Origin of the sequence: Kitasatospora sp. NPDC059648 (assembly GCF_042734825.1) — a bacterium.
Taxonomy (GTDB): Bacteria; Actinomycetota; Actinomycetes; order Streptomycetales; family Streptomycetaceae; genus Kitasatospora.
In genome coordinates, this window is the sequence record NZ_JBHWDU010000076.1 from 1 (window position 1) to 13,350 (window position 13,350).

A 13,350-nucleotide genomic window follows, 5' to 3' on the forward strand; every position below is an offset into this window, starting at 1 on the left:
ACCTCAGTCATCTCCCCAGGTGTCACACACCCTCAACGACACAACCCGCCGTTGGACACGCCCAACCCCGACGAACCTGACCAAGCCCTACTAGGGTCCGGTTCAGTCGATGGCGGCGTTGCCCATGGCTTCGAGGAGGCGGGAGAGGACTCGGAGGCAGGCGTCGATGTCGGTCTCGGTGAGGTCACCGCCGGCCTGGCGCAGCACCGCTCTTTCGCGGTTGAGTACGGCGGTGATGGCGGTCTGGCCGTGTTCGGTAAGTCGGACGAGGGATGACTTCTGGTGGGCCGGGTTGGGGGCGGTCTCGGCAAGGCCTCTTGTGGTCGCGTCGTTGACCATGCGCTGGACGAACTGGCGACTGAGAGCCTGCGCGCGACTCATCTGAGGAACAGTCATGGGTCCGTGCTCGCGGAGCAGGTTGAGGACGGCCCGCACACCCACCGACAGCCCTTCGGCGGACATGTCCTGTTCCACCTTGCGGTGGGTGCGCCGGTACAACGGCCCCACCAGGTCGAACACCTCGGTGAGCCGGTCCGTCAGCTCTTCGGACACCTGGCTGGGATCTGGTTCATTCACATCGCCATGATGACACCTCGGTTGCCATTCTCCTCCGAGAATGACACCTTGGTTGTCATGAATGATCTGTTCTGGCTCGACACCGGCAACGGCCAACCCCTCGTCCTGCTGCACGGCGGCTTCCTGGACCACCGCATGTGGGACGACCAGATACCCGCCCTCGCCGCGCGGCACCGCGTCATCGCACCCGACGCCCGCGGTCACGGCCGATCCGCAAACGCCACCGGACCGTTTCGGCACACCGACGACCTCGCCGCGCTGCTACGACACTTGGGCATCGGCCCCGCAGTCCTGGTAGGCGTCTCCATGGGAGGAAGCATCGCGGTCGACACCGCGCTGGAGCATCCGGAACTGGTCAGCGCCGTTGTCGTCAGCGGCGCCGGAACCAGTGAGCCGATCTTCACAGACCCCTGGACCACCCGAACCTGGACCGCCTGGCAAACGGCGATGACAGCCGGTGACCTGGACGCCGCCGTCGAGGCGTTCACGCTCTTCGCCACAGGTCCGGACCGCACCCTCGACGAGCTCGCCCCTCAGGTCGTCGGCCGCCTGCGCGAGATGACCCGCAGCACCCTGGTCAAGCACACCGCCGACGAACCCGACCTGCGCATCCCGGTCCGCGACACGTGGAACCGTCTCGCCACTATCGACGTGCCTGTACTCGCCATCAACGGCGCCATCGACTCACCCGATCACATCGGCATGGCCGAACGCCTCACCCGCACCGTCGCCAGCGGCAACGCGATCTCGATCGACGGGACAGCCCACTACCCCAACATGGAACGTCCGGAAGCCTTCAACAAGGCGCTCGAAGACTTCCTACGCACCTTGTGACCACAAGGGCCCACCCCTGGGCGGGCGGTGGCTACGATGAGGCATGGAATCGAACATCACACGTCCTACGACGACTTGGGCCAGACCTCGGGGGGCGGAAGTTCTGGTTCTCCTGCTGGGTGCCGCAGCCGTCGGCTGGAGCGTGATCGCGCTGAGCGTGCACTCACCCGATCCGGCGTTCGACCCTGACGGCGCGACCGATGCCGCGCTGGCCCGGCTGGGCGCTGGCGTGATGGCCACCGTCGCGGCGGTGGCCGCCTCGCTCTGGTGGCGCCACCGGGTGGCCGGGCGCCGTCCAGGGCACGGCGCGGGTTGGGCACGGGCGGCGTTCGCTGTCTCCACGGTCCACGTGGTGGCCGTCCTACCGATGATCGCACTCGCCTCGTGGGGCTGGAGTGCCCCGCTGATCGCGTTCACCTGCGCGGTGCTCACCTTCGGCGTTCGGGAGATCGCGGCGCCGGCAACGGCTGACGGCCGCGCAGGTCGAGCGGCGCGCCTACCTGGCCGCGCTGCCGTCGTGGAGCGGTGACCTGGAGGCCGCGCGGCAGGGCCTGAGCGAGGAGCAGCAGGCCGAGTCAGCCCGGGTGGCGGAGGCCGAGCGGCAGGCCTCCCACGCCGCGTGGGTCGACGAGCACTGGGCGACGCTGCCGGCGAGGGCCGTGCCACCGCCCGTTCCCAGAGAGGCCGCCTACCTGGACATCCCCCACCCCACCGACGATCCAGGCGCACCCGAGCGCGACTGAGCCGCACGTTCACCGCCCAAACCGGCTCGGCCGGCCCCGGGTAGGCGTTGGGCCCCCTGCGACGCCCCGGACCCGGACGCCCCGGGAAGCACTATCTTCGGCCGCATCGCCAGGTGACGTGACACGGCTGCGGCGGGCGGCGACTGGCCGTCCTCCGCAGCCGGGCGGGCGGCGGCGCCGGTGCCGGCGGCCGGGATGCCGGGAGGTACTGGGGATCACGGCGGCCAGGCCCTCGACGGCTTCCAGGAGGAGCGGGTCAGCGTGCGACTGCTCCAGGAGGGCGTGGGCGAGGTGGAGGGCGCACGACGGCCGGGATCGAACGTGGCGCAGAGCGGCGATGGCGCCTTCGCCGCCGGACAGCCGAGCGGCTCATGCCCGCTCTCCGGCCAAGCCCGCCCAGGGTCACACCCTGCGGTCCTTGCCCTGGTAGAGCTTCGCGTGGAGCACCCGCACCTCCCCCCACGGATCATCCGGGATGGAGACCAACGCGGCCACCAGCTCCCGCTTAGGCGGGACAAGCTGCTCCTGGTCCTCGTCGGCGGCCGGGGTTCCGCCCCGCGAGGCGGAACCGTCGGCCTGGTCCTGGTCGTCGTTGGTCGAAGCGGCGTCGTCGCCCCACAGGCCGATCCGTTCAACACCTCGGGGGGAGCCCCCCAGGTCGAACTGGAAGTGGCCTGCGGTGAACAGCACGTGCTTGCCCGGTGCGGCCCAATGGGCCATGGACTGTAGGCAGGTGGTGGACAGGTTCGGGTAGACGGCCATGTCCACGAAGCTGCACAGCCAGCTGAGCATGCCCTGCTGGAAGCCCCAGAAGTTGCCCAGCCCACGCCGGACCCAGTGGTAGGAGCCGCCGTCGACAGGGATTGCCGTGCCGAGTTCCGCACAAACGAGAACATGGGGAACGCTGTAGATGAGGGGTGCCACCAAGAGCAGCAGCAGGGCCATCCCGGGGCCGGAAGTGGAGAAGAGGCCCTTACCTGTTCTGGCGGACGACGTGCGAGAGGTGGGACGGCCGTCTCTGCGTCGCTGCCGGGCCGGCACATGGGTGGGGTTGTCTTGTCTGTACGTGTCACGGCCAGCGATCCAAGATCGCTGGCCGTGCTCGGGGGCTGGGCGATGGATCCGGAACGATGTCGCCGAGGCCGACGGGTCGGTTGATCGGTCAGCGCCGGATGCGTCCGGGCTCGGGTGGTCAAGCGGTACGGCGGTAGGCGGTGATGGAGACCTTGACTGGGCCGTCGTCCGAGGCGGTGGCGAGCGTGCGGATGATGGCGATGTCCTGGCCGCCGTGGGAGCGGACGCAGAAGCTGCGGTCGGCACGCAGGGTGGTGAAGGGAAGGGCGGAGGTGGGCTTGGTGTCGATGCCCGTGAGGCAGTCGGGGAGCGTGAGGGGGCCGGTCGGGGCGATGTAGGCGTCGTTGTCTTCGGCGATGTAGAAGGCGCCCGCCTGGCGGGCCAGATACCAGCTGGAGGTGTCCTGGGTGACCTTTCCGGCTCTGAGGTCGAACTCGTGGTCGCGGTCGGGAGAGGTGAGTTCGAGGTTGGTGTAGGCGGCGGTGTAGCCGGAGGCGGCGGTCTGCTGCGGGGACACGGAGGAAGGGGCGGGGGCGGGCGCGGTGGCCGGCGGGAGGTCGGCGGTGGCAGCGGCGGGCTGTTCGGCGGAGTCGTCGAAGTACTCGAAGTAGTCGAGCAGGAAGAACGCCGCCGCGGCGCCGACGAGCAGAGCCGTGGCCGTCAGGAGCCCCGTGCGGGTGCCCCGGCGCGCGGTGCCCTCGCGCCGGCGGCGGCTGGCACGGGCAGGTTCCGGGCCGGCCGGCTCCGCCGCTCGGCGGGTGGGTACCGGGGCGGGCAGGACGTGTGTGGCCGCAGCGCCTGCCGGGTCGAGGACGGTGGCGGGCGGTGCCAGCGTGGCCGGAAGGGTGGTGTGACGGTTCACTTCACTGCTGACCTGCGGGGGCAGCCAGCCGTCGGTGAAGCGCAGTTCGCCGCCGGTGGCGAAATGGCGGCGGGCGGCCTCGATCAGCCAGGCGGTGCACGGCCGGTCCTCGGGGTTCTTGGCCAGGCAGTGCCGGACGAGGTCGTGCAGCCCGTGCGGAAGAGCGGACAGGTCGGGCTCCTCGTGGACCGCCCGGTAGAGCGAGACCTGTTCGGGCCCGTCACCGAAAGGGGTCCTGCCGGAGGCGATGAAGGCGCTCAGGGCACCGAGCGCGAAGACGTCGGTGGCCGGGGTGGCGGCCAGACCGAGGGCCTGTTCGGGGGCCATGAAGCCGGGCGAGCCGATCCGCAGGCCGGTGCCGGTGAGCGGGCTGGCGTCGGCGGCGCGGGCGATGCCGAAGTCGATGACACGGGGGCCGTCGGCGGCGACGAGGACGTTGCCGGGCTTGAGGTCGCGGTGGACGACTCCTGCGGCGTGGATCGCCTGCAGGGCCTCGGCGATGCCCGCGAGCAGGAGCAGGACGGTGCGTTCGGGCAGCGGGCCGTGACGGCGGACGACTTGGTGGAGGGAGGGACCGGGCACGAAGGTGGTGGCGAGCCAGGGGACGGCGGCGTCGGTGCCCGCGTCGACGACCTGGGCGGTGTAGAGGCCGTGGATGCGCCGGGCGCTGGCGACTTCCTGGGCGAAACGGTGCCGGAACTCGGGGTCTTCGGCGAGTTCGGGCCGGACCACCTTGAGCGCGACCGGGCGCCCGCCGGGGGTGTGGGCCAGGTAGACGCGGCCCATCCCGCCCGCGCCGAGCCGCGCGCACAGGCGGTAGCCGCCGACCTCGCGGGGGTCCTCGGGGGACAGCGCCTCGTAGGCGGAGAACGGCTGGGCGCCGTAGGGCTGTGCGGTCATGCTGGCTCCCAGCGGGTCGTGCGGGGTACGGGGCGCGGGTGGAACGGGTGCGGCGGCGGTGGCGCCCCGGGTCTATGCCAGCGTCCGGAATCGCAGCGGATCATATCCGGCCGCGGTTGCTGTCAGCGCCCGGCCCGTTCGACCGATCGCGTAGGCGCGGCTGGCCCCAGGGGCAGGCGAGCTGCGGTGTTCGGGTCCGAGCACGCCCCCGCCGGTGCGTTCGGGGGTAAGCACCGACGGGGGCCGCCGTCCCGCGGGCGGGGTGGTTGCCCGGCGGGGTCCTGGTGGACGAAATCCCGGGTTGTCTCCGTCGTCCGCGCACGGCGGGAACACCCCAAGTTTCCGTCGTGGGGACGGCGGGTTCAGCCGGCGATCTCCTTGGCCGCGCGGATTCCCGACAGGTAGGCGCCGTGGACGGTGGCGAAGTCGCCCTTGTCCGTGGCCTCGCCGGCGAAGTGCACACGACCGTCGACGGCGGCCGCGAGCTGGTCGCGCATGGCCGGCGTGGAGCCGAGCTTGTTGAACGAGTACGAGCCCAGCGCGTACGGGTCGGACGCCCAGCGGGTGACCTGATAGTCGAGCGGCGCGGGGATGCCGCTGCCGTACATGGTCCTGAGCGTGGCCATCGCGCTGTCCACGACCTGGCCGTCGCTCCAGCCCTCGATGGTGCGGCCGAAGTCGGCGGCATTGAAACCGAGCAGGACCGGCTTGCCGGTGGGGCGGGTGACGTTGATCCACTGCGTCCACTGGCCGTACCTGTCGACACGCGGCACGTAGCCCAGCCAGTCGGTGTCCGCCCAGAACACGGTGGGGAAGCGCAGGTAGCACTTGTTGAGCACTCCCACACCGAGCTTGCTGACGGCGGTGAGCTTGTCGTCGGGCAGGCCCGGCCCGAACTTCACCGCGCCGGCCTGGAGCACGCCCAGCGGCAGGGTCACCAGCACCCGGTCGGCCTGGAACACACCCTTGTCAGTGGTGACCATGACACCACCGGAGTTCCAGTCGATGCTCTTGACCACCTGCCCGGTCCGAACGGACAGCCCGGCCGCGAGCAGGTCGGTGATCTGGTGGTACCCCTGCGGGAACAACACGTCCTTGCCCTTGACCTTGTTGTCCTCGTCGAAGTGCAGACCCGACATCTGCTCCACGCTGCCGGAGTACTCGTGCTCGTAATCGTTCAGGTCCCAGTTGAGCAGCGCCCTGTCCTGGTCCGACAACGAGGACCAGCCGACCGCGGCCTCCACCACGCTGCGCACCGACGCGTCATTGCCCCCCTCGTCCTGGAACGAGGTCAGCGCGTCGGCGGCCTTCTTCCGCCAGCTCTCCAGCGCCTTGGCCTGCGCGTCACTCAACTTGCCGCCGTCGGCGGAGTAGTCGGTGGTGCTTTCCAGGTCCGTCACGACCGTCTTCGCGTTCGCCTTCGCGGCCAGCGCGGCGATCGGGTTCTTGTCGATGCCGTGGATCCACGAAGCGCCCAGATCGAGCGGCGTGTCCGCCCACTGCTGGCTGGTCCAGATGCGGCCACCGACCCGGTCGCGCGCTTCGAGCACCGACACATCGTGGCCCTTGTCGGCCAGGTAGCGGGCGGCGCCCAGGCCACTGATCCCAGCTCCCACGACGATCACCTTCTGGCGCCCGGACAGGCTGGGCGAGCCGTTCTCGCCTCCGTTGTCCCCGCTGTCGTCGCAGGCGGACAGGGAGGCGAGAAGGGCGAGACTGGGCAGGCCCAGACCCACGCTCCGCAGGAAGCGTCGGCGATGCATCGTCATGGCTGGTAACCGATCTTCGATCTGACACGGGCTGATCCGAGGATGCGGATGAACGCTTCGTTGCGCTCGCCGCACCGCCCGTGGTGGAAGAAGCCGCTTGGACTCCAGGGCACCCCGTCCGGTCGGGGACCGCCTCGTGCACGGCGATGCCGCTTCCGGGGGCACACGCGATGCGGAGCCGCGGATCAGAGCGATCCCGGCCCTTACGTACAATGAGACTGATACAGAGCAGACTACCTAGATACATCGATGTGTCAATAGAGGCATTGGGGGTTTGGGCGCGATCATGCGTACCGACGCGACAGAAGTGCTGGAGTCGGCGATCCCGATCCTTGCCAAGGACCGGGCGGCCTCGATGCAGTCCATCGCCACACGCTCGGGCATCAGCCGGGCGACCCTGGTCCGCCTCTTCCCCACCCGCCAGCACCTGGTACAGGCGATGGCCCAGAAGATCCTCGACGACTGCGACCGGGTCCTGACGCGGGCCGAGGCCGACACGGCCGCCATGGAACACGTCCTGACCGCACTCGTCGCCGACTACCCGCCGTTCGCCCAGCTGTGGAACCTCGTCTACGTCGAACCCGACGTCCTGGGCATCCCCGAGGCCAGCGCACGCGCAGAGACGATCTTCACCCGGACCGTCGAGCTCATCCAACGCGGCCAGGACGCCGGACTACTGCGTAAGGACATGCCCGCCACCTGGCTGGCCTCGACGTTCTGCGGCCTGGCCGAGACCGCCTGGGAACTTACTCTCGAAGGGCACATGGGCCAACGCCAGGCTCCCGACTTCATCGCCACGATCCTGCTGCGTGGCGCGGCTGCCTGAATCGCCAGGCCCCGCGGTGGATGGCCCAGTCCCGGCTGGCCGCGCGCGGCACCGAGTCGCCCGACATTCCTCCACTACGGAGGTCGCCGGTGTCAGCTGTACCCCGAGGCCGGATTCGCGCGCCAGGCCTGCTCTCCCAACGCTTGCGAGAGCCGTTTCCGCTGCTGGACGCGGCTGGCCAGGCGGGCTGTTACGGGTGTTGGCGAGGTCGGCCCCCTTTGTCCCACCGCCTTGTGTGTGCGGAGGTGCGGTTGATGAGAATCCCCGAATGTATTTGCCCGGCCCTGCTCTCGACTCCCCAGCTCGTTGCTCGTTGAAGCAAGCAGGGAGTTCAGCAAGCGAGGCTACGGGTCGCTCTGTCGGGGCCGCAGCGGCGTGTAACGGCTTGACCTCGTTGCCGACGGCAGAGGAGGGGCCACTAGGCTGCGGGTTCCCGGAATGATCACCGTTCCCTCGCAGAAGTGGACCCCCATGCCCACCACCTCCGGTCCGTTTACCGCCGACGAGCGTCTGGACCCGCAGGAGATGGTCGTCCTGCACCGCGTGTTCCGCCGCGAGATACCGCTCCTGGCCGACCTGGTCGAAGCCGCCGTCCCGGGTGACCGGCGGCGTACCGCCGTGCTCGCCGATCACCTCGACCTGGTCCTCGGCGCCCTGGGCGAACATCACGAGGGCGAGGACGTCCTGCTGTGGCCCAAACTGCGCGAGCGTGCCACCCCGGGCGTCAGCGTCGTCTCACGGATGGCCGACCAGCACGAGGTCATTGCCAGCGCGCTCGCCGCGGCCACTGACCTGTCGCACCGCTGGCGCACCCGCCCCGAGCGCGACACCGCCCTCCGGCTCGCCGACGCCCTGCGCGAACTCGACCGGCACGCTGTCGCCCACATGGACGACGAGGAAGAACACCTCCTGCCCCTGATGGCCGATCACATTACCGCCCGGGAGTGGTCCGAGATAGGAGAACGCGGACGCCGCAGCGTCCCCAAGCCCAAGCTCCTGATCTTCCTCGGAGCGATCCTCGAGGACGCGACCGCACAGGAACGGCAGCTCTTCCTCTCGCACATGCCCGCTCCCGCCCGCCTCCTGTGGCGCACACTCGGCATCCGCCTCTACAAGCGCACGACCACCCGCGTCCGCCGAACCAACGCCGTGGCCCTTGGGGCGTAGCACCCGATCCCAGGTGCGGGAGGGCGGCGTTCCACGCCCCGAGTGGGGAATCAGGGCGAGCAGGTCTGGCCAGAACCTGAGTCCGGGGTGGCCGTTTTCAGCTATTTCCCCGCCCCCGCTCACGATTCCCCAGCTCGTTGAGCCTTGAAGTGAGTGGGGAGGTTCAGCGAGCGAGGTTCGCGGGCCGCCCGTCCGTTGAGTGTTCGGTCCGCTGTGACCGTCAGCGATGGTTGGCGATGGGTGCCCGTCGCTGTCAATGACAGTCCGCCTTGGTTGAATCAGCGGACGAGTGAGACCTCCGTCGACCTGGGAGTCGTCACCGCGCCGTCCGGTGTGCTGGTCCTGGGCATGGCCGGCTGGATCGATCACTGGTCCGAGCTCGGCGACCCGTTGTCCGTGCGGGCACTGGCCGCCGTGAAGCACGGTGGTGGCCATCTGCACGAGCCCGCAGACGGCCCGAGCCGGGATTGGTCCTGCGAGGCAGTCGCGGTGCCAGCCGCAGCCGACCGACCGCTGAAGGTGCCCGCCGAAACCGGGGAAACGTACGACGGACCGGTCGTCACGGTCCTGGAGGTCGACCTCGGCCTGCCCTGGCCGGACAAACATGACGGAGAGCCGATCCGACTCGGTGACCTGCCGATCGACCGGTGCGGCATGGCCTCGGGGACGCCCGCGCCCTCGACTCGTTCGTCGGGCTACCGGGCGAGTCGATCGACGGGCTCGCCGACGTCACCTACTGGGGAAAGGACCAGGACGACGCCCACGCCCGCTTCGGCGGCGAACGGACACCCCGGTACGAGGTCGAGGGCCCCTACGGGCGCCTCGACCTCCCCGTGCACGAGGCCCAAGAGTTCGCTAGCCAGCTCCAGAGCTGGTCGGCGGACGGGCCCCGAACCGGCTTGGTGGTCTCCGTGGACGCGCACACCCACTTTCACCCCCTCGACCGGCCCGGCCAGACTCACCCCCTGCTCGCCGGACAGATCGAGATCGACGGATGCCAGGTCCTGGGCCTGTGCTGGGATCCCGGCGACCACTCCATGCGCCACCACGGCGAACGAGCTTGGAACCAGGTCTACGCAGTCACTCTGGAGCAGCGCGGCAACACCACCCTGCTGCGTTGGACGATCCCCGCAGAAGAAGAACCTGAGTAGAGGGCGCCTTCGGCGTCACCTTTCACCAGGGAACGACCTGTCAGAACCCGTTGCGCCACGACGGGCCGGGCGAGCGGGGCCTGCTCGGTGCCGCGCAGTGCGAGGGCCGCGGTGCGGGTCCGCTCCAGCCAGCCCATGACTTGGCGCAGCGTGGCGGGGTCGAGGGTGCGGGTGAGGTCGCGGACGGCCTGGTGGTCGGCGTCGGTCAGGGTGTGGAGGCCGGCGCGGTCGAGGGCGGTGTAGAGAGGCTCGGCGGCCGTGCCGGCTGGGCGGCCGTGCTGGCGAGGCGGCGGTGGGCGGCGTCGGTGGTCTGGCAGGCGCGGAGGGCGGCTTCGCGGGCGCAGGCGGCGACGTCCTGCTGGTGATGCTCGCGGCGCAGCGCGTTCTGCAGAACAGTGTCGTGGTCGGGGTCGTAGCGCTCGGCGTGGGTGGCGGCGGTGTGGTGGTGGATGCGCTACCACTCGGCCAGGTTCCGGGCCGGAACGTCAGGTCGTCGCCGGGGCCGGTGCGGTTCGCCGGGCCGTCGAGGGCTCCGCCGGCGCTGAGGTAGGCGAGCAGGCGGCGGTGGGAGCGGTTCCAGTCCGGCTCCAGGCGCCACAGCTCGTCCAGCGCGTCCAGCTTCGCGCTCTGGTCGGCGGTGAGGTTGTCGGCCCTGCGCTGACGGCGCGTCCACGCGCCCACGGCATAGTCGGTCGAGCTTCGCGGTGGCGGGGATGGCGAGGTGGCCGTGCTGGTGGCGGAAGGCGGCGGCGTAGGCGTAGCCGCGTTCCCAGGCGTTGGCGTTCTTCGAACAGATCATGCCGAGCGCGTCCAGCTCGCTGATGCGGGCCGGGTCGAGGAGGCCCTGGCCGTTGAGGTGACGCTGGCGGGTGAGCCAGGAGATCAGGTCGCCGTGCTTCGCCTTGTCGCCGGGGTCGAGGTGACCGTGCTGGAGGTGGAAGACCGCCGCGACGGCGTGCATGCGCTGCCACTCCACCGCGCGCGGGTTGAACGCCCGCACCACCCCGGTCCGCCTCGCCGGCGGCCTCTGCCCCCGCTCGGCGGGAACGTCAGCCGCCGACGTGCTGTCCGGATGTCGTGGGGCGGGCACAACTGCGGGGACAGGTCTCGTCACCCGATGTCCAACGAAGCCCACCCCCTGCCGGGTACGCGGCCAGCCGCCGAGGTGGTGGTGGACGCGGCTTCGCACGCCGTGGGCGCCTCATCCGGTGCGGCCCGAAGATCGCGCGGCCTCCCCGGCGCCGAAGCAAGCCCTGCGCAGCCGCCCCAGACCGGCCAAGCCCGACCGAGACGGGGCAGCGCGGACGACCAGCATGGTGGCTCGCGCGACGTTCGGGTGTGGGGGCCGTTCAGGGCCGCTCGTCGTGGTGTCCGCACAGCCATGCCAGCGCCATGTAGACGCCCAGTGCTCGCTCCGTCTCCCCGAGCTGGCCTGAGCATGACCGGAGATGCGCTCGCGAGAGACCCCGGACAGGGCAGGATGGGAGCAGGCCGCACGGGCCCAGTAAGCGTCACAACTCACCCAACCCGCACGGCCCTTCTCACGTCACGGCGCGAGCAGAGCTGCGCCGCAGGTATCAGGCCGGAACGGACCGGATCACAACCAACGATCCCTCGTAAAAAGGCTGTTGCCGCAGGGCACCGAACCGGGCGTCCCAGGCTCCGCTGTCCAGATCGCCCCGCAAATCCGCGGCGAATCGTTCGCGCGACTGCTCGTCGACGAAGCTCCACGCCGAGCACGCCTGTCGAGCAGCAGGGTCGAGCAGCATCTCGGGGCGCCCGTAGTACGCCTCGTTGAAGCCGTCGGTGCAGTCGACGGGTATCGGCACCCGGGTGACCGTCGTGTGTCCGCCGAGCGCCTCGGCCATATCAGCGATCACCGGATAACGGCGCGCCTCCGTGTCCAACACCTCCGGCGCGTACTCGTACAGCCAGAAGTCCCGAACGAGATCAGGGTCACAGGTCAGCACGACGACGGGGCCGCGCGCCACCCGGCGCATCTCGCGCAGCCCTGCCTTGAAGTCGCCCCACTGGTGCACGCTGAAGGTGGTCATCGCCGCGTCGAACACGTCGTCGCCGAACGGCAGCTTCTCGGCCACGGCATCGACGGCGGCCGACAGGTGTGCGGGGCGCTGGGCACGCATCGAAGCCGACGGCTCAACCGCCGTCACCTCCAGCGTCGCCGACTCGTATGACCCGGCCCCGGCCCCGACATTGACCACCGTGCGCGCCCCACCCAGGGCGGCGGTGATCGCCTGCTCGATCCTTGCGTCCGGCTGCCGGTAGGTGGCGTACCCGCCGCCTATCGTGCCGTAGTCCGCATCCCCTGCGCTGCCGTCCGCCCCGCGTTCGCTCATGATCCGAACCTAGCCACGCTGTCAACACTTCTGCCCGGGCCACCGCGCCCCAGGTCGCCGACCGGAAAACTCCATCTGTGTGCGCAGGCCCTCACTGATCAACCGCCAGCCCAGTACCAGCACGTCCCCAAGTAAATTCCCCCGAAGTCGTTAAGGCGAGCGGCCAGGGTTCGCCGTGCGGTGCACCCGACAATTCCAACGAGCCAGGCGGGGCAGGGGTACGTCCATGTCGAGGGGAAGCACCTGGTCGCACCCGGTGATGTCCAGCAGCCGCGCCACCTGGTCGAAGGGGCGGAGGAGATAGCCGGCCGCGCCCTGGCGGTCGGCCTGGATCCGGGTCGGCAGCAGAGCGTGCAGCCCGGCCGGGTCGGTGAAGGTCACCTCGTGCAGGTCCAGCAGCATCGGCGAGCTGGCCAACGGTCTCGTTGTCGCGGTCGACCCCGGAGGTGGCTCAGTGCGAGGCGGGAAGGGTCCATCGCGGGCAGTCGGGCTGATGGCGGTGGATCATGAACACGGTCCCGCCGAGGCTGACGGACCGTTCGGTGTACACGCGGCAGCACGACTCGTCCCGGGCACGAGCCGGCGCGGGCACGCCCGGGACGGGGACGTGCCTGTCCCGGGCGGGAAGGCCCGGCGAGGGGATGTCCGGCGGCGACGGCCGACCGGTTGCCGGCCCGGCCGGCAGAGGCGGGGCGGGAACGGCACGCGGGCGCTGCGCGTCGAGGACTGCCAGCGGCACACCCAGGGCCTTGGCGCGTGACAGGCGCCGGCTGCGGCGGGGACCTTGTTTCGTCATGGGCGACAGCTTGCCCCCGCCCACCACGCCCATGCCCGGCACGACACGGGATCCGACAGATCCGGCCTTCACCGTGGCAGGGCGCAGCGGTGGTGTGGGGCTTGCCCGCCGGTCTCCGGGGGCGGGCAAGCCCTGAGCGGGTCGGCCGGCACGCATACCCGGCCGACCCGGGGCGCGGGTTCGCCTGGGCTGCCCGGAGCCGTGGGGGTGTACGAGCCGGGCAGCAGTGCGTTCCGCCGGGCGTCCTGGTGAGACGCTCGCCTGGTTCAACGACCAGAACGGCCCAAGGACACGG

14 protein-coding genes are annotated in these 13,350 nt (G+C 70.4%); 7 read left to right on the forward strand and 7 right to left on the reverse strand.

Features of this window, described 5'->3' with window-relative positions:
• Positions 1-102: 102 nt before the first annotated feature.
• Positions 103-576: a MarR family winged helix-turn-helix transcriptional regulator gene (locus ACFV1W_RS31470; protein WP_380420687.1), complete on the reverse strand. Its 474-nt coding sequence runs from the start codon at positions 574-576 to the stop codon at positions 103-105.
• Positions 577-633: 57 nt separating this feature from the next.
• Between ACFV1W_RS31470 and ACFV1W_RS31475 the strand changes: the two genes are divergently transcribed.
• The 3 genes from ACFV1W_RS31475 to ACFV1W_RS31485 are packed head-to-tail and all read left to right on the forward strand — an operon-like array spanning position 634 to position 2,153.
• Positions 634-1,410 carry an alpha/beta fold hydrolase gene (locus ACFV1W_RS31475; protein WP_380420656.1) on the forward strand — a complete coding sequence of 259 codons (777 nt, stop codon included), beginning with the start codon at positions 634-636 and terminating at the stop codon, positions 1,408-1,410.
• A gap of 43 nt (positions 1,411-1,453) precedes the next feature.
• Complete coding sequence (locus tag ACFV1W_RS31480) at positions 1,454-1,939, forward strand: hypothetical protein (RefSeq protein WP_380420657.1); 486 nt, start codon at positions 1,454-1,456, stop codon at positions 1,937-1,939.
• Between the two features lie 55 nt (positions 1,940-1,994).
• Entirely contained in the window at positions 1,995-2,153 is a 159-nt protein-coding gene (locus tag ACFV1W_RS31485) for a hypothetical protein (RefSeq protein WP_380420658.1), read from the forward strand.
• Between the two features lie 402 nt (positions 2,154-2,555).
• Here the strand turns inward: ACFV1W_RS31485 and ACFV1W_RS31490 are convergent, their stop codons facing one another.
• The 3 genes from ACFV1W_RS31490 to ACFV1W_RS31500 all read right to left on the reverse strand — a co-directional run bounded on the left by ACFV1W_RS31490 (position 2,556) and on the right by ACFV1W_RS31500 (position 6,758).
• Positions 2,556-3,194: an amino acid permease gene (locus tag ACFV1W_RS31490; RefSeq protein ID WP_380420659.1), complete on the reverse strand. Its 639-nt coding sequence runs from the start codon at positions 3,192-3,194 to the stop codon at positions 2,556-2,558.
• 151 nt (positions 3,195-3,345) lie between these two features.
• Positions 3,346-4,989, reverse strand: coding sequence for a serine/threonine-protein kinase (locus tag ACFV1W_RS31495; RefSeq protein WP_380420660.1), 1,644 nt, complete (start codon positions 4,987-4,989; stop codon positions 3,346-3,348).
• A 362-nt stretch (positions 4,990-5,351) separates the two neighbouring features.
• Entirely contained in the window at positions 5,352-6,758 is a 1,407-nt protein-coding gene (locus ACFV1W_RS31500) for a flavin monoamine oxidase family protein (RefSeq protein WP_380420661.1), read from the reverse strand.
• Between the two features lie 286 nt (positions 6,759-7,044).
• On the opposite strand from ACFV1W_RS31500, the gene ACFV1W_RS31505 reads away from it, so the two are divergent.
• From ACFV1W_RS31505 to ACFV1W_RS31520, 4 genes are all read left to right on the forward strand, one after another.
• On the forward strand, positions 7,045-7,584 hold the full coding sequence (locus ACFV1W_RS31505; protein ID WP_380420662.1) for a TetR/AcrR family transcriptional regulator: 540 nt from the start codon (positions 7,045-7,047) through the stop codon (positions 7,582-7,584).
• Positions 7,585-8,055: 471 nt separating this feature from the next.
• Complete coding sequence (locus tag ACFV1W_RS31510; protein ID WP_380420663.1) at positions 8,056-8,751, forward strand: hemerythrin domain-containing protein; 696 nt, start codon at positions 8,056-8,058, stop codon at positions 8,749-8,751.
• 647 nt (positions 8,752-9,398) lie between these two features.
• A complete protein-coding gene (locus tag ACFV1W_RS31515; protein ID WP_380420664.1) occupies positions 9,399-9,902 on the forward strand; it encodes a hypothetical protein in 504 nt (167 codons plus the stop codon).
• 140 nt (positions 9,903-10,042) lie between these two features.
• Positions 10,043-10,267, forward strand: coding sequence for a hypothetical protein (locus ACFV1W_RS31520; protein WP_380420665.1), 225 nt, complete (start codon positions 10,043-10,045; stop codon positions 10,265-10,267).
• An 89-nt stretch (positions 10,268-10,356) separates the two neighbouring features.
• Here the strand turns inward: ACFV1W_RS31520 and ACFV1W_RS31525 are convergent, their stop codons facing one another.
• The 3 genes from ACFV1W_RS31525 to ACFV1W_RS31535 all read right to left on the reverse strand — a co-directional run bounded on the left by ACFV1W_RS31525 (position 10,357) and on the right by ACFV1W_RS31535 (position 12,676).
• Positions 10,357-11,091 (reverse strand): helicase associated domain-containing protein, encoded by a 735-nt coding sequence (locus ACFV1W_RS31525; RefSeq protein WP_380420666.1) that lies wholly within the window; start codon positions 11,089-11,091, stop codon positions 10,357-10,359.
• 388 nt (positions 11,092-11,479) lie between these two features.
• A complete protein-coding gene (locus tag ACFV1W_RS31530) occupies positions 11,480-12,259 on the reverse strand; it encodes a class I SAM-dependent methyltransferase (protein ID WP_380420667.1) in 780 nt (259 codons plus the stop codon).
• A gap of 150 nt (positions 12,260-12,409) precedes the next feature.
• A complete protein-coding gene (locus ACFV1W_RS31535) occupies positions 12,410-12,676 on the reverse strand; it encodes an STAS domain-containing protein (protein WP_380420668.1) in 267 nt (88 codons plus the stop codon).
• Positions 12,677-13,350 lie beyond the last annotated feature (674 nt).

Bases quoted from the DNA above. Each gene is read 5' to 3' on its own strand.
- ACFV1W_RS31495 (WP_380420660.1), bottom strand. From the start codon at position 4,989: ATGACCGCACAGCCCTACGGCGCCCAGCCGTTCTCCGCCTACGAGGCG.
- ACFV1W_RS31530 (WP_380420667.1), bottom strand. From the start codon at position 12,259: ATGAGCGAACGCGGGGCGGACGGCAGCGCAGGGGATGCGGACTACGGC.
- ACFV1W_RS31505 (WP_380420662.1), top strand. From the start codon at position 7,045: ATGCGTACCGACGCGACAGAAGTGCTGGAGTCGGCGATCCCGATCCTT.
- ACFV1W_RS31475 (WP_380420656.1), top strand. From the start codon at position 634: ATGAATGATCTGTTCTGGCTCGACACCGGCAACGGCCAACCCCTCGTC.
- ACFV1W_RS31510 (WP_380420663.1), top strand. From the start codon at position 8,056: ATGCCCACCACCTCCGGTCCGTTTACCGCCGACGAGCGTCTGGACCCG.
- ACFV1W_RS31480 (WP_380420657.1), top strand. From the start codon at position 1,454: ATGGAATCGAACATCACACGTCCTACGACGACTTGGGCCAGACCTCGG.
- ACFV1W_RS31500 (WP_380420661.1), bottom strand. From the start codon at position 6,758: ATGACGATGCATCGCCGACGCTTCCTGCGGAGCGTGGGTCTGGGCCTG.